Genomic DNA, 22280 nt, shown 5'->3' with positions numbered 1-22280 from the left:
TATAGATTACCTATGAGGGATTGAAACGAGCCTAATTGCAAATTTCCAGATGAGTTAACGCAAGGGTTTATAGATTACCTATGAGGGATTGAAACTTAAAAGATTTGTATTTGGCAATTATAAAGAAAAATGTTTATAGATTACCTATGAGGGATTGAAACTGTCGAATATTGACAAAAAGACTTATAAAAGTGAGGGTTTATAGATTACCTATAAGGGATTGAAACAGAAAGTTTCTGATTTCTTCTATTTTCCATTTTGGGTTTATAGATTACCTATAAGGGATTGAAACAGTTCCCGGCATCAGCTACTACACCTTGTCTTCTAATGTTTATAGATTACCTATGAGGGATTGAAACACCTCTTTCTTGCGCTTTATATACAAGTCTTGTGACGTTTATAGATTACCTATAAGGAATTGTAATAATAATTACTACTTGGTAGAATGCAGGTATTATAGTGTATTTGAGCAGACTAAAGATAGTGATATTGATTTAGCCATTTATATTTCAGAAGGAGAACTAGATACATTTGAATATGAAGATATGAAAAAGTATTATGATTTGTCATATAAATCTATGACAACCCCCATAAGAAAAGAGTTTGAAATGAATGGTTAAGATTGAGGTGTTGCAGAATAGATTAGAAAAATTAGATATTTCTATAAAGAAGATTAAAATATATAAAAATCTTTCTTAAGTTTTATTGGCGTACATCTATATAGTTTTTGCTTTCTTGTCGATAATATTATTGAAGGGTAATATAACAAGGGGGCGTTTAAAATGGAGATTAAAAATGTAGTTAAAAGCAACTATATTTCAACTAAAGCAATGACATTAGATAAATCCGTAGATGATTGTATTAGGATTGTAAAAGAAAAAGAGGAATCAGGTAAAAGCGCTAAAGATTTCTTAGCTACTTTATCTTCAAAGGAATTGTATGAGATCCAAAAAGCAAATCATCTTGCACACCGAATTAATATAAATAGTATTAGTAATGAGGGAGCAGAAAATTTATTTTTAAATGCTGTGAATCCTAAAAGTGTAATAGACTTAAACAATGATGGTATCACTGAAATTGGTGAAGCCAAAATGTTTGTTTATCCTCCTCCAAATGCACCAGCTGAAGTTAAGGAAGCTTGGAAGGAAGCCACAAAACATATGACTGAAGGAGAAAAAATGCTTGCTATGGGGAAATTTCTTGTAGCTCAAAGTAATGCTAATGCTTACAAAGGTCCAGATGGAAATTGGAAGTTTCGGTCTCCTGGTGAAGAGGGATGGGTTAACATATTTGGTACAGATATTGAATCATATAAAAATCTGTTTAATAAATTAATATATCAAATAGATAATCCATTGGCACCAAGAAGTATGCAAGACCAAAAAATAGATGAATTTACAAAAGATGTATTGGTAAAGATGTTAGAATTATTAGATCAAGAATAAATGATATGTTAGATTATTAGAAGTTCTTTAAAATATAAAAGCTACTTAAAGTAATATTAATAGTTTTTAGAGTATAAGGATAAAGAGAGAATTGATTTTTTAGAACACCTAAAAATAAAATTACTTGATTTCTTATGAAATCTGACTCCGTTCATACATCTATATTGGATGTAATATAGATAATCAATAATGATATATAGAATTTAACTGTCGTCGACCACCAGTAGCGCAAAAATCCCGGGAGGTCGACGACAATTTTGTTTTTGATGATTTATAGTAATTACAATGATTTTAGGATTTTGTATAGAAAAAGAAGGATTTTTTTGATTTGTGTAGAAAAATAGGAATATAGCATTTCCAAGGGGGAAATGGGGGTTTTTAGATTACCTATAAGGGCTTAATGGTTGAAGAAAACATATCAATTTCTTCGGCTATTTATTTTTTTGTAAAAAATAATATTGAATGTTGACAAATTTACTTGGGTATAATATACTTAGAATGAATTCCAAGTAAAACACTTGGGATTGTGAAGGGAGTGAGACTATGAAGCTTTCAACAAAAGGAAGATATGGTCTAAAAGCGATGTTTGAATTGGCTTTATCCTATGGAGAAGGGCCGACTCCTTTGAATAATATAGCTCAAAAACAGAATTTATCAGTCCATTATTTAGAACAACTTATTGCAACACTGAGAAAAGCTAATTTAGTTAAAAGTATAAGAGGAGCTCAAGGAGGATATATTCTTGCTGATAAGCCTGAAAATATTACTGTTGGTGATGTTATAAGGACTTTGGAAGGTCCCATTGCTCCTGCTGATTGTGTTATTGAAGATGAAGAAAGTGAATGTTCTAAAATTGGATATTGTGTTACTAGAACTATATGGGAAAAAATTAAAGAAAGTGTAGATGAAGTCATTGATTCCATAACATTACAGGATATGGTAGATGATCATAAAAAGCTACATAATGCTGATTCGCTTATGTATTATATATAACAATTTTAAGGTGGTGAAGGTATGAATAAAAGAATTTATTTAGATTATTCAGCAACAACTCCCATGAAAAAAGAAGTATTAGATGAAATGATGCCTTATTTCAGTGAAAAATATGGAAATCCTTCAAGTATTTATTCCTTTGGCAGAGAAGCGAAGCAGGCCATTGATGTTGCCAGAGATAGATTAGCAAAAGCAGTAGGGGCTTCATCAAAGGAGATATTTTTTACCGGTGGAGGTTCAGAGGCGGATAACTGGGCAATAAAGGGCATAGCCTATGCAAATAGAAACAAAGGGAATCATATTATTACGTCAAAAATTGAGCATCATGCTGTTTTACATGTCTGTGAATATCTTGAAAAAGACGGATTTGAGGTAACATATCTTGATGTGGATGAGTACGGAATGATTGATTTAGAACAATTAAAGGAAGCTATTACAGATAAAACAATATTAATTACAATAATGTATGTGAATAATGAAATCGGGACAATACAGCCTATTAAAGAAATAGGTAAAATAGCTAAAGAAAAAGGTGTATATTTCCATACTGATGCTGTACAGGCTCTTGGAAATATTCCTATTGATATTAAAGAACTTGATGTTGATATTATGAACTTTTCCGCCCATAAAATATATGGTCCAAAGGGTGTAGGTGGTATATATATCAGAAAAGGAGTAAAAATACATCCATTTATACATGGTGGAGCTCAGGAAAGAAAGAGAAGGGCAGGTACAGAAAATGTTCCTGGAATAGTTGGGTTTGGGAAAGCTGCTGAATTAGCTACTCAAAATCTTGACTCCCATATAGCCCATGTTAAAAGACTTAGGGATAAATTAATTGAAGGTATTCAAAATAATATAGATTATGTCAGGTTAAATGGACATCCAACTGAAAGACATCCAGGAAATGTAAATTTCTGTTTTGAGTTTATAGAGGGAGAATCCCTACTACTCAGCTTAGATATGGTTGGAATTGCTGGTTCAAGTGGTTCGGCATGTACATCGGGATCATTAGACCCTTCCCATGTTCTTATGGCAATAGGGCTTACCCATGAAATAGCCCATGGATCCTTAAGATTGACCATAGGAGATTTTACAAAGGAAGAAGATATTGATTATGTTGTGGAACATTTAATAACAATTGTTGATAGATTGAGACAGATGTCTCCATTATATGAGGGTGTTAAAGGAGGGAAATAATATGTATTCAGAAAAAGTTATGGACCATTTTACTAATCCCAGAAATGTAGGGGAAATTGAAAATGCCGATGGTGTTGGTCAGGTTGGAAATGCAAAATGTGGAGATATAATGAAAATGTATCTTAAAATAGAGGATGACACTATAGTAGATGTTAAGTTCAAAACCTTTGGATGTGGGTCAGCTATAGCAACATCAAGTATTGCAACTGAAATGATAATTGGGAAAAGTGTTGAAGAGGCAGTTGGATTAACGAATAGGGCAGTTGTTGAAGCCCTAGATGGACTGCCTACTCAGAAAATTCATTGCTCTGTACTTGCTGAACAGGCGGTAAAGGCTGCAATATATGATTATGCCCAAAAGAACAATCTTGTGATTAAAGGTTTAGAAAATTACAAGCCAGTTGACGATGTCCATGATCATCACGATCATGATGAAGATGAAGAATAGTAATGCCCAGGCCTATAACCTGGGTATACTATTTTATAGCTGTAATACTTGAATAGTTTAATAAATTTAGTGTAGGTGAAAATAATGAATTCTTTAGACAAAAATAAAGTTGTATTAGGAATGAGTGGAGGCGTAGACAGTTCTGTTGCTGCCTATCTTTTGAAAAAACAAGGCTATGAAGTTATAGGTGTTACTATGAAGGTGTGGCAGGATGATGAGGAAGATAATTATGAAAGAGAGGATGGGTGTTGCAGTTTATCGGCTGCAGAGGATGCCAGGAGAGTTGCAAATAAGCTTGACATTCCTTTCTATGTAATGAATTTCAAATCTGTATTTAAAGAAAAGGTTATTGATTATTTTGTTGATGAATATTTACATGGAAGAACCCCTAATCCTTGTATTGCATGTAATAAATATATAAAGTTTGAAGAGTTATTACAAAAAGCCCATTCTCTAGGTGCCTATTATGTTGCTACAGGCCATTATTCTAGAATAGTGAAGGATCAAAAAACAAATAGATATTTAATTAAGAAATCCTTAGCAAAGGGCAAGGATCAGACCTATGCAATGTATAATCTTACCCAGGATCAGCTTAAGCATATTCTTATGCCCCTTGGGGAATATTCATCTAAGGAAGAAATAAGAAATATTGCCAAGAGCTTGGGACTTGATGTTGCAAATAAGCCAGATAGCCAAGAAATTTGCTTTATACCCGACAATAATTATGGAAGATTTATAGAGAAAAAAGAAGGGGCAAAAATTATACCTGGAAATTTTGTCGATACAAATGGAAATATTTTAGGTAGACATAAAGGCATTATTCATTATACAATTGGGCAAAGAAAGGGCCTTGGAATTTCTCTTGGGAAACCTGCCTATGTGGTAGATATAATACCTGAGAAAAATCAAGTGGTTCTTGGTGATAATAAAGATGCTTTTAAGGGTAAACTAATTGCAAAAAATATAAACTTTATTCCCTTTGATGAACTAAAAAGCCCTATGAAGGTTGAAGCTAAAGTACGATATTCTGCAAAACCATCTGTTGCAACTGTGTATCCTCTAGAAGAAAATAGGGTTAAAGTGGAATTTGATAACCCTCAAAGAGCTGTAACTCCAGGACAAGCTGTTGTCTTTTATAATGAAAATCTTCTTATTGGAGGAGGAACAATAGTAAAAGCATTTGAATAAGTTTAACAAAAAATTTAAAAATGTAAAAATTTGATTTAATAATGCGCTTTTTTAGTGCATTATTTTTTGTTTTATAAGAGAAAATATTAATGTGAAATAGAATTTATCAGTAAGAAAAAGTGGTGATATAATGTTAAAAACAAGTGATCTAATTGGTTTTCCTATATTATGTGCCGATGAAAAAAATTTTATTGGGGAAGTAAAGGATGCAATATTGGATTTAGATTCCTGTAGGCTATCGGGACTTATAATTGACTATGGTAGTATTATCCATTATACCAGAGTGATAGATTTTAACAGTATTTATGGAATATCCAAAAACGAAGTCATAGTTAAATTCAAGAAAAATATTCAACAAATAAAAAATTTTAAATTGAATGAAAAATTCATGAAAAAAAGTGAAAAAATTGTAGGTGTTGAAGTTGTAGAAAATGAAGGAAAATTATTAGGATTTATAAAAGATGTAATCTTTGAAGAAAAAAGTGGAAATATTCTAGGCTTTATTCTCACAAATGGTGTTATTGACGATATTTTTAATGGAATGGAAATTCTACCTTTAGATGGGCCTATTGTATTTAATAAGAACAAGTTTATAATTTCAAGAAATTCAAGAAAAAGTATTTTGAAAAATATTGGTGGTTTGAAAAAATTACTTGAATTAGAACAATAAAATTTTCGCAAAATAATAATATACAGAAATGTATTGTATATTTAAAATATGATCTAAGAAATTTTTCCGAAAAGGAGTGAAATTTGATGAATAACAATAGATTTGTAACTGGAGTTATTGCAGGAAGTTTGTTAGGTGTTACAGCAGGAATGTATGCTTTAAATAAATCAACACCTAGGCAGAGGCGTAGGATAATGAGAAAAGGTTCAAGAATGGCAAGAAATGCATCAAAAATAATGGGTACAGTAGCATCAATGGATATGTTTAGATAGTGAAAATAAAAAAGCAGCTTATAGAGATTCGAGTAATATTTTTAAAGATAACCAACTCTAAAATATAATAAATTTTAACGTTGGTTATCTATAATTTATGAACTCTAAAAGCTGCTTTTAAAAAATATTAGTTTTGTGGTGATGAAATGAATAATAATTTGTCCTATTCAACATTAGCTGTAGAAAGCCAGTCTTTAAACTATACATATATATTAACCAAAGTATTTGTTAATATATTACTTTTTTTGTTTTTAATATTCACTATTTATTATTTAGTCAATATAGGTAATAAATATGTTGTGTATAGAAAGAAAATTAAGCTAAATAAAAAATATAAAATAGTAATATTACTATCTATTGTATTAATAATATTAGTAATACTGATTTATGTTTTAAGAAATATTATTATATCTATATTGATACCAATATTGTGGGCAATAGTTCTAGCTTATATTATAAATCCTTTAGTCAATAAGATGGAAAAATTTAAAATATCTAGATTATGGAGCGTAATAATTATTTATATAGGAATAATATTATTGTTTTTTGTATTTTCAATAACCATTATCCCTAGAATAACTGGGGAAATAAAAGGGCTTGCAGAGACATTGCCCGCTTATACCAATGAAATTATAGAGTTTTTTAACAACATTTATATAAAATATTTAGATAGTATAAGTAATCTACCCAGGGAATTTATAGGAGTTGAATTTGCTTTTAGTGAATACTTAAATCGTATTGAAATTTATATTATAGATCTATTGAAAAATATAACTGAAAAAGGGTTGAATGTTTTTTCAAATTTGGTGGGAATAGTTTTAGTACCCATTTATACATTTTATTTTCTTAAGGATACAAGCTATTTTAGGAGAAAGACATTAAAAGCTGTACCTAAAGTAATAAGAGAAGATGTAATAAATATATCTAAGGATATAAATAAACTTTTAAATAATTTTATTAGAGGACAATTAATAGTGGCAGCATTGGTAGGGATATTAAGCACTATAGCTTTATTGATTTTAAAGATAGAATTTGCACTTCTTATAGGTGCTATTGCGGGAATAGCAAACGTGATACCTTATTTTGGGCCAATAATAGGGGCCGTGCCGGGAGTTGCTATTGCACTTTTAGATGAGCCTATAAAAGCAATTTGGGTAATAGTAGCTTTTTTTACAATACAGCAAATTGAAAGTGCTATTCTACAACCTAAAATTGTGGGAGACAGTGTAGGGCTTCATCCTGTTTTTGTAATATTATCATTGTTAATTGGAGGGGATCTATTAGGAATTGCAGGACTTTTATTTGCGGTTCCAATAGCTGCAAGTATTAGAGTAGTATTAAACCATATAGTAAGAATATTAGTGAGGATTTAATATTAAATTGATTTAGATAATTCTATGGTTTAAATTAGAAATAATTAAACAATATAAAATAATGCTATAAAAACTGAAAAAACATACTTGAGACTATTTTTTAGTTTCAAGTATGTTTTTTTCAGTTCATGAATAATAATAGACTGTATAATTTATTTTCAATACAATATAGAGAGCTTTAATATTTCATTTGAATGATTTTTATGAGACTGTTTTAAAACTCCCTCTATAAGAACTAGTACAGCGGGTTAATTTAGATAAATTTATAGTCATATATAAATATACAAAATAGTATAACACATAATCTAAAATTTAGGCAATTGTATGTTAATAATTATATAAAATCTAAAATAATCTATAAAAATATTCCTTAAACTAAAAAATACAAAAAAAATTAACTTTTTTTGAAAAAAGTATAGCACATTTATATAAATGTGCTACAATATATTTGTAGAATATTTTGAGAGGTGATGGATTTGAGTAAATATATTAAGAGTTTTAATGAAATCAATAAAAAGGATATTCCAATAGTTGGAGGTAAGGGGGCGAACCTTGGTGAGCTAACACAAAACGGAGTAAATGTTCCACCGGGATATTGTATTACTTCTTCTGCCTACAAAGATTTTATTACTATATCAAATTTACAGGATAAAATAAAGGAAATTATGAATAATCTTGATGTAGAAAATTCTGTGGAACTACAAATCAAGAGTAAAACTATTAGGGAGCTTATTATAAACTCATCTATACCTGATGAAATAAATAGTGATATAGAGAATTCATACATCCAATTCAGTAAAGAAATAAACATAGAAAATCCATATGTTGCAATTAGAAGTTCAGCTACAGCAGAGGATTTACCTGAGGCTTCTTTTGCAGGGCAACAAGATACTTATTTAGAGATAAGTGGATTGAAGGAAGTTTTAGAGTATACTAAAAAGTGTTGGGCTTCCTTGTGGACTGCTAGAGCAATATATTATAGAGAAAAACAAAGCTTTGACCATTTCGATGTTTCCCTCAGTGTAGTGGTACAAAAAATGGTTAACAGTCAAAAGTCAGGGGTTATGTTTACAGCTAATCCTGTTAACAATAATGAAAATGAAATAATGATAAATGCTAGTTGGGGATTGGGAGAAGCAGTAGTATCTGGAGCTGTAACACCTGATGAGTACATTCTCGATAAAGAAAGCATTTCTATTAAGGAAAAACATATTTCAGATAAAAATATTATGATAATAAAAAAGGATAATGGCGTAGGAACTGTAGAAGTTAGTGTAAGGGATTATTTAGGCTTTGAGAAGGTAAAGGAACAATGTCTTGAACATGAAGAAATAGAAAAATTAGCTAAGGATGGATTGGCAATAGAAAGATTGTATAATTCCTATCAGGATATTGAGTGGGCCTTTGATAAGGATACTAAGAATTTATATATATTACAGGCAAGACCTATTACTACTTTGAAGGAGAGGGAAAAAGAAGTGGAAGAAAAGAAAGATGTGGAATTAAGAGTTCTTACAAAGGGACTGGGGGCATCTCCCGGAATTAGTAGTGGAAAGGTAAAGATAATTAAGAGCATGGATGAAATAGCTAGGGTTAAAGATGGAGATATATTGGTTACCGTTATGACAAATCCCGATATGGTACCTGCTATGAGAAAGGCTAAGGCCGTTGTTACTGACGAGGGTGGAAGAACATGTCATGCTGCTATAGTATCTAGAGAATTAGGCATACCTTGTATAGTTGGGGCAAAAAATGCAAGTGAAATATTAAAGGAAGGTCAAATAGTTACCGTAGATGCCACAAGGGGAATAATATATGATGGAAAAGTATTAAGCGAAAAGCAAAAAGAAGAAAATAAAGGTACTAAGCAAACTCTTGGTCTTACTGAGGATTTAATCTATAAATTAGCACCAATAACTGCAACAAAAATATATATGAATCTTGGAGAACCTTCTATTATTAATAAGTATAAAAATTTACCCTTTGAGGGTATAGGACTCATGAGAACCGAATTCATATTTACAAATATGGTGGGAGTACATCCTATGTATTTAGTTAAAACAGGTCAGGGAGATATACTTATAAATAAAATGGCTGAAGGGATAACTAAAGTAGCACAGGAAATTTATCCCAAACCGGTAGTGGTAAGGTTAAGTGATTTTAGAACCAATGAATTTAGAGGGCTAAAGGGTGGAGATGAAGTTGAGCCTATTGAAAATAATCCAATGATTGGCTGGAGAGGAGTTTCAAGATATATATCCGATGAATATAAGGAAGGCTTTAGACTTGAATGTAAGGCCCTAAAAAAAGTTAGAGAAGAGTATGGACTAACCAATGTTTGGGCTATGCTTCCCTTCGTTAGAACTACCTGGGAGCTTGAAAAGGTTAAAGAGATAATGGCTTCTGAGGGACTAAAGCAAAGTAATAATTTTAAAATATGGATTATGGCTGAGGTTCCATCGGTTATATTTGCAGCAGAAGAGTTTGCTCAGCTTGTAGATGGGTTTAGTATAGGAAGCAACGATTTAACTCAATTAATAATGGGAGCTGATCGTGATTCTGGAATACTCAACAGTATGGGATATTTTGATGAAAGAAATATGGCGGTCAAAAGGGCAATCAAGATACTTATTGAAGCTGCCCATAAGTACGGGAAAACTGTGTCAATATGTGGTCAAGGGCCATCACAATATCCGGAATTTGCCGAGTTTTTAGTTAAGTCTGGAATAGATAGTATGAGTGTGAATCCTGATACGGTAGATTATACTCGAAGGTTAGTTGCAGGAGTTGAACAGAGGATAATAATGAATAAAATAAGAGGATTATAGAGTTAATCAGAATCTGTGTAAGATAATTGTCTATTGACATTCAGTTTATATTGGTTTCTATAGCAGTAGTCTTAGTATTTCTTTTGAAATATTAAGACTCTCTAAATTATATTTAAAATAGATTCTTTTATAAACTTTCGTAAAAGTGGAATACTAAAATAAATTGATAATGTTAATTATTCAAGTTTCTCCATTGACAAATTTGTATATATTTTATATAATCAACACAAAAAGTTAATAGTTTTTGCTTTGAAGGAGAACAGTAATTTATACCTGATCTACAGAGAGAAAGTACAAAGGGTTTATTTTATTTACCCTGGGCTGAAAGACTTTTGTTTAAGGATATATGAAGCAGCTCCGGAGCTTTAACTTTGAAAAATATACTTTTAAGTATAATTAGAGGTTAACGGTTTGCATACGTTAAAATGCATTTTATTAAGAGATTACTTTTATAGATAGTTTTAAGCGTATCTATTAAGTAATAACTAGGGTGGTACCGCGGGCAAACTCTCGTCCCTATATTTTTATATAGGAACGGGAGTTTTTTTATTACAAACTTAATGAAACGAGGAGGAGAACATATGAAAAAGATGGGATTAAATGAAATTAGAAAGCAATTTTTAGACTTTTTTGAAAGCAAGGGTCACTATATAAGACCGAGCTATTCCTTAATTCCAGAAGAAGACAAAAGTTTATTATTGATAAATGCAGGTATGGCACCATTGAAGCCGTATTTTATGGGGACAAAAATTCCACCTGCCAAGAGAATGGCTACTTGTCAAAAATGTATACGTACAGGGGATATTGAGAATGTAGGAAAAACAGCAAGGCATGCAACTTTTTTTGAAATGCTTGGAAACTTTTCCTTTGGCGACTATTTTAAGAAGGAATCTATAGCTTGGGGATGGGAATTTTGTACTGAGCATTTAATGTTACCAAAAGAAAAATTATGGGTATCAATATATAAAGAAGACGATGAAGCCTTTGAAATATGGAATAAAGAAATTGGTATTCCTGAAGAGAAAATAGTTAGACTTGGTAAAGAGGATAATTTTTGGGAAATAGGAACAGGACCATGTGGACCTTGCTCAGAGATATATTTTGATAGAGGGAAAGCATATGGGTGCCATAGTGAAGATTGTAAACCAGGATGTGAGTGTGATAGATATGTAGAAATTTGGAACCATGTATTTACTCAATTTGAAAAGGATGAAGAGGGAAATTATCATAAGCTTCCTAATCCTAATATAGATACTGGTATGGGCCTTGAAAGAGTAGCTTGTATAATGCAAAATGTAGATACAATTTTTGAAATAGATACTATTAAGCATATATTAGATGGTGTATTGAAATTATCCAATAAGGAATACGGAAAAAGGAAAAAAGATGATATTTCAATAAGAATAATTACAGACCATATAAAGGCAGTTGCATTTATGGTAAGCGATGGAATTCTTCCAAGCAATGAAGGAAGAGGTTATGTGCTTAGGAGATTGCTTAGAAGGGCAGCTAGACATGGTAAGCTTTTAGGACTAAGAGAGAGTTTTCTAACTGATCTGCTGGATAAGGTGATAGAATCATATGGTGAGTCATATCCGGAGTTGGTAGAAAGGGAAGACTATATTAGAAAAATAATATCTCTAGAGGAAGAAAAGTTCCAAAAGACTATAGATCAGGGAATGGAGATGTTAAGGGAATATGTTCATGATCTAGTATTATGTAATGAAAAGGTTTTAATGGGAGAAGAAGCATTTAAACTATATGATACCTATGGTTTCCCTCTGGATTTAACAAGGGAAATATTACAGGAAGAAAATATTAGAGTAGATGTAGAAGGTTTTAACAGGGAAATGGAAAAACAAAGAGAAAGAGCAAGGGCAGCTAGAAAGGATATTGAAGAATTAGGCTGGGAAAGTGGACATGAAATTCTTATAGGAGAAAAAGCTAAGTCGGATTTTGTTGGATATGATAACTTTAGTATATATACAATAGTTTTGGGTCTTATAAAAGATGGGAAGATGTTGGATGAGGTAAATGAGGGTGATGAAATAAATATAATCCTTGAATCGACTCCCCTATATCCTGAGGGTGGTGGTCAGATTGGAGATACTGGTATAATTTATAAAGAAGATGGAAAAATAAAAGTTTTAGCTTCTAATAAAATAAAAAGAGGAAATGATGAATTTATTATTCATAAGGGAAAGGTTGTTAAAGGAAATTTCAAGAAAGATGAAAAAGTAAAGGCTATAGTTGATATGGAAAAACGAGCAGATACTACCAGAAACCATACTGCTACCCATTTGCTTCACAAAGCTTTGAAGGAAGTGCTGGGGAAACATGTGGAGCAGGCAGGTTCTTTGGTTACACCAGAAAAATTAAGATTTGATTTTACACATTTTGAACCGGTATCTAATGAAGATTTGGTTAAGGTTGAAAAGAGAGTTAATGAGCAAATATTTGAAGCGTTAAATGTTGATGTTAAAATAACAGATATAGAAGAAGCAAAAAAGAATGGTGCAACAGCACTTTTTGGTGAAAAATATGGTAAAAAGGTAAGGGTAGTAAATGTTGGAGAGTATAGTATTGAATTATGTGGCGGTACCCATGTGCTTAATTCTAGTGAAATAGGGATGTTTAAAATACTAAGTGAAACAGGTATAGCTGCTGGTGTAAGAAGAATAGAAGCTATAACAGGAAAAGAAATATATAGACATATTACAGATACAGATAATAGACTTAAAGGTATATCTAATGCTTTAAAATCAAATATTAATGATATTGAAGGAAAAATAGAAGCAATAAATGATGAAATTAAAAAACTGCAAAAAGAGAATGAAATGTTAAAGAGTAAATTAGCTAGTGGTTCAATGGATGATATGGTAAAGGCTTCTAAAGAAATAAATGGAGTAAATGTCATTGCTTATAAATTACAAAATTTAGATATGGATAGCCTTAGAAATCTTGGTGACAAATTAAAGGAAAAATTAGAATCATATTTTGTAGTTTTAGCCAGCGCAAAGGAAGACAAAGTAAATCTTATTGCAATTGCTTCTGAAGATGTTGTTAAAAAAGGAATTCATGCAGGAAAGATAATTAAAGAAATAGCAAAAATCACTGGTGGAGGTGGTGGTGGAAGACCTAATATGGCTCAAGCCGGAGGAAAAGATCCATCAAAAATAGATAAAGCTATATCAGCGAGCTATGAGATAGTTAAAGAGTATATTAAACAATAACAATTTATAACAAACATGTATAAAAATAGAATCAAATGTAAATAAATATTTGGAGGGGATCATATGAATGATAAGCTAGATAATTTAACTGTTATGTATAATGTTGAAAAAGACAAGAATAAGGAAGCAAGGAATATTTTAGCTAGTGTTTATAGTTCCCTTAAGGAAAAGGGATATAATCCTATTAACCAAATAGTAGGATATCTTTTGTCAGGAGATCCTGCTTACATTACCAGCTATAATAACGCTAGAAATATCATTAGAAAGCTTGAGAGAGATGAATTGCTAGAAGAGATGCTAAAAACCTATTTAAAAGAAATAGGTTCATCAGATGATTAATCTTATCAATAAGGCTTTTATTTAGGAGCGAAAAATATTGAGAAAAGTTACAAAGTTTTTTTTCCTAACAACCATATTCATAATTTTGACTTCAGTATGTGTATATTCTCAGGGGTCAGAAAAGAAGTTTATTGTTTTTTTAATAAACAGGATTGATCTTGAAGATATTGAGTATATGGACTTTACTAAAGAGTTAAGTGAAAAATATGCAATTGGACTTATGAATACCAGAGCCCATGGTAATAGTGATGATTTCAGTAGTGCTCTTACCATTGGCTCTGGAACAAGGTCAGAGGCTAGTTATTATACTTCAAGGTCAGTGAATCTTAGTAAAGAAAATCTATCTGCCTATGAGAGAAGAACCGGGCATGATATAGAAAACCAAGAAATAGCCAATCTGGATATAGCCAGATTAAAGGATATTAACTCAGGGAATGATTTTAGTCCTATTATAGGGGCTCTGGGAAATAGTCTTAAGATGAATAATAATAAAATTTCCGTTATTGGAAATTCTGATATTGATGAAAGAGAAGTCAGACTTGGTGCTTTGGTGGGAATGGATGAGTATGGACTTGTTGATTTTGGATTAATAGGAAAAGACGCAAATATTGAAGCTCCTGATTATCCTTATGGGTTAAGATCAAATTATGAGTTAATGAGAAAAAGCTTTGATGAATTGATTAATAAATCAAGTCTTGTGATATTTGAACTTGGAGATTTATATAGGCTTGATAGATATAAATTAAATTTAAGTGATGAAATGTATGAAAAACATAAAGAAAATATATTAGAGGATATAGATTCCTTTATTGAGAATATATACAATTTGGCTGATGGGAAGAATACTAGGTTTTTACTTATAAGTCCTAGTTCTTCTTCTTTTGCCTCAGCATCTGGGAAAAAGCTAACTCCAATTATTCTAGCTGGAGACGGAATGAGTAAAGGAATCTTATCGTCTGATACTACAAGAAGAGAAGGTATAATTGGAAATGTTGATATAGCTCCATATATAGCGGCATACTTTGATAGTAATACGAATTTTTTTACTGGAAAACCCATATATGTATTGGAAAACAAGGAAAAAAATTCATATATAAAGGAATTATACAATGATACTGCATTTGTTTATACAAATAGACTAAATGTTCTTTTTACATTTGCTGTTTTTGAAATAATTGTGTCTTTTTTAGCCTTTGTGAGTATTCAGCTTATAGGCAAGTATAAACTTAAATTTTATAGATGCTTTGAGTATTTATTGTTATCAAATATGGCAATTCCAATAGCGCTTCTAGTTTTACCATTAATTAAGGCTAATAATATTTATGAAGCTTTTATAAAAATAATTATTCTTACAATAGTTATAGTTTTTATTTCTGTTTATATAAGAAAAAAATCTGTAGATAGTATTATTTTTTTATCAGGGTTGATTTGCTTTTTGCTGAGTATAGATATAATTATGGATTCTAAGCTTATAAAAATGTCATTTCTAGGCTATGATCCTATTATTGGAGCAAGGTATTATGGAATAGGTAATGAATTTATGGGGATTTTAGTTGGTGCTGCTTTAATTTTTGCCACATCTCTATTGGATAGATATAAAATAAATAAAATTTTAGTTGTTTTTATATTTGCTTTTATTACAATAGTCATTGGATTTCCAGGGTTTGGAGCCAATGTTGGAGGAACTATAACATCAGCCTTTGCATTTATGTTTGTAACTTTAAAGTTATATAATTCAAAGCTAAAATTTACCCATTATACATATATTGTTGCATCAATATTTATTTTAATTTTTTTAATTGCAATAGCTGATTTATATTTTTTGAAAAGTGGTTCCCATTTAGCCAATGCTATTAAGCAAATTAATAATGATGGTATTAATGTAGTTTATTCTATAATAAGAAGAAAGATTTCGATGAATTTAAAGCTATTTGGAGTTTCAATATGGAGTAAAGTTTTAGTTTCTTCTCTTATTTTTTTAGGAATATTATTTTATAGACCCTTTGGAATAGCTAAAAAAATATTTAGTAAATATCAAAACCTTTCCATTGGACTTTTGGGAATATTGATTGGATGTATTGTTTCATTTTTGGTAAATGATTCTGGAGTAGTTGCTTCAGCAACATCAATGATATTTTTAGCTATGAGTTTAATGTATTTAATTTTTATAGAAGTTTTGAATACAAATAAACAATATTAGATTAACTTTTTGTTTTAACTTTTGCGTTAGTTTCTGTATCAGGGATTTTAATATTTGCTTTAATGAATTTAAATTTGACGTAAGAAGGTATTAGTAATGGAATATAATGTTTTAGGTAATACGGGAATAAAGGTGTCAAAGCTTTGTTTTGGAGGGTTAACTGTAGGACCACTGCAGGCTAATTTATCAATTAAGGAAGGTGGAAGGGTAATAGCTGAGGCCTTTAATAGGGGCGTTAATTTTATAGATACTGCTGAGCTATATGAAACCTATGGACACATAAGGGAAGCTTTAAAATCTACTAATAAGGATATTGTTGTGTCAACAAAATCCTATGCCTATTCAAATGAAACCGCTGAAAAAAGTCTTAAAAAAGCCTTAAAGGAACTGGATAGGGACTATATAGATATTTTTCTCTTGCATGAACAGGAAAGTAAGTACACCCTTAAAGGACATTATGAAGCCTTGAAATATTACATGAAAATGAAAGAAAAGGGGTATATAAGGGCCGTTGGAATTTCAACTCATGCTGTAGCAGCAGTTAATGCAGCAGCGAATATGGAAGAAATAGAGGTGATTCATCCTATTATAAATAAAAACGGATTAGGTATAATGGATGGAAGCTTAAATGATATGATGGATGCAATAAAGGCTGCTAAGAAGAATAACAAGGGTATATATGGTATGAAGCCCCTTGGAGGAGGAAATTTGCTAAATTCAATAGATGAATGCTTTGATTTTGTGTTGAATCTTCCTTTTCTTGACTCAATAGCTGTTGGTATGCAAAGAGTAGAAGAAGTAATTGCCAATGTCAGTAGATTCAATGGAGAAAAGATACCTGAAGAGGTTTTAAGGAGTTTATCAACTAAGAATAGAAGGCTTCATATTGGGTTTTGGTGTGAAAGATGTGGCAGATGTGTTGAGGCTTGTAAGTTAAATGCCTTAAAAATAGTAGAAGATAAATTGGTAGTTGATGAAGAAAAATGTGTATTGTGTGGATATTGTAGTAGCTATTGTCCTCAGTTTTGTATCAAAGTAGTATAAAGGAGAAATACTAAAATATGAGATTAATGGGTTTAGATGTAGGAGATAAGACCATTGGTGTTGCAGTAAGTGATTTATTAGGATTAACTGCCCAAGGTGTTGAAACAATAAAAAGAACTGGTAATAAAGTGGCAATAAACAGGTTAAGGGAATTAATATCGGAAAAAAATGTCACAAAGCTAGTAGTAGGACTTCCTAAAAACATGAATGGAACCCTTGGACCCCAAGGTGAGAAGGTTTTGAGCTTTGTTGATAAGATAAAGGATAAAATTGATATTGAAGTTGTTTTATGGGATGAAAGATTGACTACTGTTGCAGCTGAAAAAATGCTAATATCCGCTGATGTGAGCAGGAAAAAAAGAAAAAAAGTTATAGATAAAATTGCAGCAGTATATATTTTACAGGGGTATTTGGATAGCAATAAGAACAAGTTATAAAGATAAACAACTCTAGGGTCTTTACTTAAATCCCTATAGTGAATAGAAAAAATGAGGTGAAAATAATATGAATAAGGAAAATATTATAAGATTGGTAGATGAGAATAATAAAGAGACGGAATTTGAGGTCATAGCAACTTTAGAAGTAAATGAAACTGAATATGCAATACTACTTCCTTTAAATGAAGATACTAACGAAGGATTGGTTTTCAAAATAATAGAAGAAGATGGAGAAGAAGTACTGCAATATGTTGAAAGTGATAAAGAGATAGACTTGGTGGCAAAGGCTTATGAGGAGCTTATGGAGGAGTAGAGAAAGTTCTAAGTGGTAAGTTCTAAGATTAGGGTCATTTTTTTAATACCTAAAAGAATGGCCGCAAAACTTAGAACTTTGAACTTAGAACTAACAAAATAACTAAGGGGCTTTGTTTTGGGAGGCATAATTTTGAAGGTTGAAATAAAGGGCCAATTAATGGAAGGAATTTTTTTAGAAAGAATTAATAGATTTATAGCTCATATTAAAATAGAAGATAAGGTTCAAGTAGCCCATGTTGCTAATACTGGAAGAATGAAAGAACTTTTAATTAAAGGAACAAGGGTTATTGTGAGAAAAGTTGATAATTCCAATAGAAAAACAAATTATGATTTGGTTATGGTTTATAAAAATGATACATTAGTACTTATAGATTCCAAAATGCCTAATATACTTATTGAAAAGGCCTTTAGAGAAGTAAGCTTAGAGGATTTTGGTAAGTATGATTATATTAAGAGGGAAGTTAAGTATATAAATAGCAGATTCGATATAGGGCTAAGCAATAATAGGGAAAAGGTTTTAGTAGAATGTAAATGTGCTACTCTTGTTAAAGATAATGGAACAGCCACATTTCCTGATGCTCCCACTGAAAGAGGTCGTAAGCATATTTTAGAACTTATAAAGGCAAAGGAAGAAGGATATAGGGCTGTTGTTTTTTTCATTGTACAAAGAAATGATGCTGTGTTATTTACTCCCAATAGAGATATGGATGAAAGTTTTGCGGATGCTGTAAAACAAGCATATCTAAAGGGGGTTGAATTTTATGCCTATATATGTGATGTTACAATAGAAGCGATAGAAATAAAACAAAAAATACCTGTTATTATAAATTGAAAAAAGGGTATAAGATAAATAATTAGTTGCAAAAGATGTTTAAAAGTGTTACTATATATTTATAAGTGACAATCATTATCAGATGATAAGGAGGGCCAACTGTGAAGTGTAAAAGTTGCGGATTGGAAATTAATGCTATAACAGCTAAAAGATGCCCTCGGTGTAATGCTTTAATTAATTTACCTAATAAATGCTCTGAATGCCAGGGCTGTAGTTTGTTTAGTATCAATAAAAAAGGTGATAAAAAGTGTCCATTAGATATAAATAAGGATTAAGGTATAGTCTGATAATTTCATATTATTATTGACAATTGATTATTAAATGGTTACACTTATAATTATCAGGATATTATTAATTGATAAGAGAGGTTATACAATGATAGATTCTGTTGATAAATTAAGGGATGTTTTGAAGGAAAAGGGCTACAAGCTTACTCCCCAGAGAAGAGCAGTTTTAAATACAATAATATCAAATCAAGGAAAGCATTTATGTAGTGAGGAAGTATATGACTATGTGAAAAAGGATTGCCCGGAAATTGGCCTTGCTACAGTATATAGAACTTTACAACTCTTGGATGATTTAGAGATTATAACCAAGATAAATTTTGACGATGGATGTGCAAGATATGAACTAAATATTAACAGTGATGACCATCAGCACCATCATGTTATATGTACGAAATGTGGTGAAGTGATAGAAGTTGAGGTTGACTTATTAGAACATTTAGAAGAAGAAATTGAAAAAAATTATGGTTTTGAAATAAAGGATCATAAAGTAAAATTCTTTGGTGTGTGCTCTAAGTGTAAATAAACCCTGTAGCTTCAGTTGCAGGGTTTATTTTTATTTGCTAAAATTCCTATTTGTTACAATATTATGGATAACTTATTTGAATTCAACGGAAAAATAATGTCATTTTTGAAGGATAATCATATACATATAATATATTAATATTTTGGGAAATATATTTTATTTTATATATTATGAAAAAAAGTAATTAGGTACATAATAAAATTATAAAGAAATAACCTTTTCGTTTAAGTTGATAAATTTTAGTGTAGTTTAAAAAGGAACAGCCCATATACATAATTTAGCTTTAATATAGGAAATAGACTGTATTTTAAACTTTTAAAAGAGTCTATTTCTTGCTAAATAATATGACATAAAGTATAATGAATTTAATTGTGCAATTTTGATATGAATATATTCGGTGTGAATATAATTATAAATTTCAAGGTAAATAATGAATGTTTTTACATTTTTATTTCTAATTTATTAAACCCTGAAGTTGATTATTTTTAAGATAGACTAGGAGAGTGATAATGTGCAAAGAAAGGATGCAAAATTAAAGATAATTCCCCTGGGGGGATTAAATGAAATAGGGAAAAATATGACCGTGATTGAATATAAGAATGAAATAATAATTGTTGATTGTGGTTTAAGTTTTCCTGAGGATGAGATGTTAGGTATAGATGTTGTAATACCTGACATAAGTTATTTATTAAAGAATAGGGAGAGGGTTAAAGCAATAGTGCTCACCCACGGACACGAAGATCATATTGGAGCATTGCCTTATGTACTAAAAAAAGTTAATGTTCCCATATATGGAACAAAACTAACTTTGGGATTGGTTGAAAATAAATTTAAAGAGCATAATATGCTTAGTGATGTAAACATGAATATTGTTAAGCCCGGTGATATTATAAAATTAGGAAGGTTTAAAGTTGAATTTATAAAGACAAGTCATAGTATACCGGATGCAGTGAGTTTAGCTATAGATACCCCATTAGGAAAAATAATTCACACTGGAGATTTTAAAATAGATTATACTCCTATAGATGGAGATATTATGAATCTTCATAGATTTGCCCAGCTGGGTAGTGAGGGAGTCTTAGCATTACTGGCTGATAGTACAAATGTTGAGAGACCAGGATATACAATGTCTGAGAGAACAGTTGGTGAAACCTTCGAAAATATATTTAAAAATGTTGAATCGAGAATAATTGTTGCTACATTTGCTTCAAATGTTCATAGGGTACAGCAAATTATTAATGCTGCATTAACCTTTAATAGAAAAGTTGCTTTTTCAGGGCGAAGTATGGTAAATGTGGCAAATGTAGCTATAGAACTGGGATATTTAAATGTTCCTAAGGATATGATTATTGATGTCAGTGATTTAAACAAATATCCAGACAATGAGATTGTTGTAATAACAACTGGAAGTCAAGGAGAGCCAATGTCTGCTTTATCTAGGATGGCGTCTTCAGAACACAGAAAAATGGAAATACAACCTGGAGATAAGGTTATAATATCAGCTACTCCAATCCCTGGAAATGAAATAAAGGTGTCAAATGTGATTAATCTATTGTTTGAAAAGGGAGCAGATGTTATCTATGAATCCTTAGCTGATGTACATGTTTCTGGACACGCGTGTCAGGAAGAGTTAAAACTGATTCATTCTTTAGTAAAACCTAAGTATTTTATACCTGTTCATGGTGAGTATAGACATTTAAGACAGCATGCTTCATTGGCAGAATCATTAGGTATGGCAAGAGATAATATATTTGTAATAGATAATGGAAAGGTTATTGAATTGTCAAATGATTCTGCAAGAATCGCAGGAACAGTAGATTCAGGAAATATATTAGTTGATGGACTGGGAGTAGGAGATGTTGGAAATATAGTTTTAAGAGATAGGAAGCATCTTTCAGAAGATGGATTAATGGTAGTAGTAGTTACTATTTCCAAAGAGGATGGAAAGGTTATAGCAGGACCGGATATTATATCTAGAGGATTCGTATATGTTAGAGAATCAGAAGATTTAATCGATGGAGCGAAGCTAGTTGTAAGAGAAGGATTGAAAAAATGCGAGAGTAACAATGTTAAAGAATGGGCTACATTAAAATCTGTAATAAAGGATGTACTAAAGGGTTATTTATACCAAAAAACAAAAAGGCGTCCGATGATATTACCAATTATTATGGAAGTTTAAAAAATAAAAAAAAGCTGGAAGATTATTAAATCTTTGAAATAATCTTTCAGCTTTTTTTATTCTTTAAATTAACAGTTTAGGTTTTAAATAAGCTTAAAATTTAGTATAATTTGAGTGTAATCCTAAATTAGTTTTTAAATAAAATTTTTTAAAGACCAAAATAAATTTTGTAAGGAGTTAGGTATATGAAAATATTGCTTTATATTATGATCATTTTATTAGGTGCTTTATTTGGTTATAAGGATTTAGTTTCTGAAAAAATATTTAGTAAAATCAGTACTATTCAATATATCTGTTTATTGTTTTTACTATTTGTTATGGGTATTAAAATTGGTATAAATAAAGAAGTTCTTTCGTCTTTTCATAAATTGGGATTTAGTGCTATAATTATATCGATTTTTTCAATTGGGTTTAGTGTATTGGGGGTAAAATTGATTTCGAATTTCATACTTTCTAAAGAGGAGGTAAAGTAGT

The 22280-nt window shown here is 30.8% G+C and carries 21 protein-coding genes, 1 CRISPR repeat array and 1 other annotated feature; all 21 genes read left to right on the top strand.

What is annotated here, in order from left to right; genetic code table 11:
* Positions 1-425: a CRISPR direct-repeat array (repeat unit 27 nt; unit sequence TATAGATTACCTATGAGGGATTGAAAC).
* A gap of 12 nt (positions 426-437) precedes the next feature.
* Positions 438-620 carry a hypothetical protein gene (locus B5X81_RS11140; protein ID WP_079491780.1) on the top strand — a complete coding sequence of 61 codons (183 nt, stop codon included), beginning with the start codon at positions 438-440 and terminating at the stop codon, positions 618-620.
* Between the two features lie 162 nt (positions 621-782).
* Complete coding sequence (locus B5X81_RS11135; RefSeq protein WP_079491778.1) at positions 783-1445, top strand: hypothetical protein; 663 nt, start codon at positions 783-785, stop codon at positions 1443-1445.
* Positions 1446-1988: 543 nt separating this feature from the next.
* A complete protein-coding gene (locus tag B5X81_RS11130; protein ID WP_079491777.1) occupies positions 1989-2438 on the top strand; it encodes an RrF2 family transcriptional regulator in 450 nt (149 codons plus the stop codon).
* Between the two features lie 21 nt (positions 2439-2459).
* Entirely contained in the window at positions 2460-3638 is a 1179-nt protein-coding gene (gene nifS, locus B5X81_RS11125) for a cysteine desulfurase NifS (RefSeq protein ID WP_079491775.1), read from the top strand.
* Between the two features lies 1 nt (position 3639).
* On the top strand, positions 3640-4086 hold the full coding sequence (nifU, locus tag B5X81_RS11120; protein ID WP_079491774.1) for a Fe-S cluster assembly scaffold protein NifU: 447 nt from the start codon (positions 3640-3642) through the stop codon (positions 4084-4086).
* Between the two features lie 84 nt (positions 4087-4170).
* A complete protein-coding gene (gene mnmA / locus B5X81_RS11115; protein ID WP_079491772.1) occupies positions 4171-5274 on the top strand; it encodes a tRNA 2-thiouridine(34) synthase MnmA in 1104 nt (367 codons plus the stop codon).
* 130 nt (positions 5275-5404) lie between these two features.
* A complete protein-coding gene (locus B5X81_RS11110) occupies positions 5405-5944 on the top strand; it encodes a PRC-barrel domain-containing protein (protein WP_079491771.1) in 540 nt (179 codons plus the stop codon).
* Between the two features lie 86 nt (positions 5945-6030).
* Positions 6031-6216 (top strand): hypothetical protein, encoded by a 186-nt coding sequence (locus tag B5X81_RS11105; RefSeq protein ID WP_079491769.1) that lies wholly within the window; start codon positions 6031-6033, stop codon positions 6214-6216.
* Positions 6217-6362: 146 nt separating this feature from the next.
* Complete coding sequence (locus tag B5X81_RS11100) at positions 6363-7589, top strand: AI-2E family transporter (RefSeq protein ID WP_079491768.1); 1227 nt, start codon at positions 6363-6365, stop codon at positions 7587-7589.
* Between the two features lie 476 nt (positions 7590-8065).
* Positions 8066-10417 carry a phosphoenolpyruvate synthase gene (ppsA, locus tag B5X81_RS11095; RefSeq protein ID WP_280175266.1) on the top strand — a complete coding sequence of 784 codons (2352 nt, stop codon included), beginning with the start codon at positions 8066-8068 and terminating at the stop codon, positions 10415-10417.
* Between the two features lie 240 nt (positions 10418-10657).
* Positions 10658-10938, top strand: a binding site (T-box leader).
* 60 nt (positions 10939-10998) lie between these two features.
* Positions 10999-13650: an alanine--tRNA ligase gene (gene alaS / locus B5X81_RS11090; protein ID WP_079491765.1), complete on the top strand. Its 2652-nt coding sequence runs from the start codon at positions 10999-11001 to the stop codon at positions 13648-13650.
* A 63-nt stretch (positions 13651-13713) separates the two neighbouring features.
* Entirely contained in the window at positions 13714-13989 is a 276-nt protein-coding gene (locus B5X81_RS11085) for an IreB family regulatory phosphoprotein (protein ID WP_079491763.1), read from the top strand.
* A 37-nt stretch (positions 13990-14026) separates the two neighbouring features.
* The gene (locus tag B5X81_RS11080) at positions 14027-16189 is read left to right on the top strand and encodes a hypothetical protein (protein ID WP_079491761.1); all 2163 of its coding nucleotides are present in this window, start codon (positions 14027-14029) and stop codon (positions 16187-16189) included.
* Between the two features lie 96 nt (positions 16190-16285).
* The gene (locus B5X81_RS11075; RefSeq protein WP_079491760.1) at positions 16286-17233 is read left to right on the top strand and encodes an aldo/keto reductase; all 948 of its coding nucleotides are present in this window, start codon (positions 16286-16288) and stop codon (positions 17231-17233) included.
* 17 nt (positions 17234-17250) lie between these two features.
* Positions 17251-17670, top strand: a complete 420-nt coding sequence (gene ruvX, locus B5X81_RS11070; RefSeq protein WP_079491758.1) for a Holliday junction resolvase RuvX — start codon at positions 17251-17253, stop codon at positions 17668-17670.
* Between the two features lie 67 nt (positions 17671-17737).
* A complete protein-coding gene (locus tag B5X81_RS11065) occupies positions 17738-17983 on the top strand; it encodes a DUF1292 domain-containing protein (RefSeq protein WP_079491757.1) in 246 nt (81 codons plus the stop codon).
* Positions 17984-18115: 132 nt separating this feature from the next.
* Positions 18116-18817, top strand: a complete 702-nt coding sequence (sfsA, locus tag B5X81_RS11060; protein WP_079491755.1) for a DNA/RNA nuclease SfsA — start codon at positions 18116-18118, stop codon at positions 18815-18817.
* 101 nt (positions 18818-18918) lie between these two features.
* A complete protein-coding gene (locus tag B5X81_RS27415; protein ID WP_170917380.1) occupies positions 18919-19092 on the top strand; it encodes a hypothetical protein in 174 nt (57 codons plus the stop codon).
* A gap of 100 nt (positions 19093-19192) precedes the next feature.
* Positions 19193-19627 carry a Fur family transcriptional regulator gene (locus B5X81_RS11055; RefSeq protein WP_079491754.1) on the top strand — a complete coding sequence of 145 codons (435 nt, stop codon included), beginning with the start codon at positions 19193-19195 and terminating at the stop codon, positions 19625-19627.
* Between the two features lie 511 nt (positions 19628-20138).
* A complete protein-coding gene (locus B5X81_RS11050; protein WP_079491752.1) occupies positions 20139-21806 on the top strand; it encodes a ribonuclease J in 1668 nt (555 codons plus the stop codon).
* 185 nt (positions 21807-21991) lie between these two features.
* Positions 21992-22279: a LysO family transporter gene (locus B5X81_RS11045; protein ID WP_079491751.1), complete on the top strand. Its 288-nt coding sequence runs from the start codon at positions 21992-21994 to the stop codon at positions 22277-22279.
* Position 22280: the final 1 nt, after the last annotated feature.

The sequence above is a fragment of the Maledivibacter halophilus genome (assembly GCF_900167445.1).
Taxonomy (GTDB): Bacteria; Bacillota; Clostridia; order Peptostreptococcales; family Caminicellaceae; genus Maledivibacter; species Maledivibacter halophilus.
The sequence above is the reverse complement of the archived record's forward strand: the minus strand, read 5'-3'. Positions and strand labels throughout refer to the sequence as shown.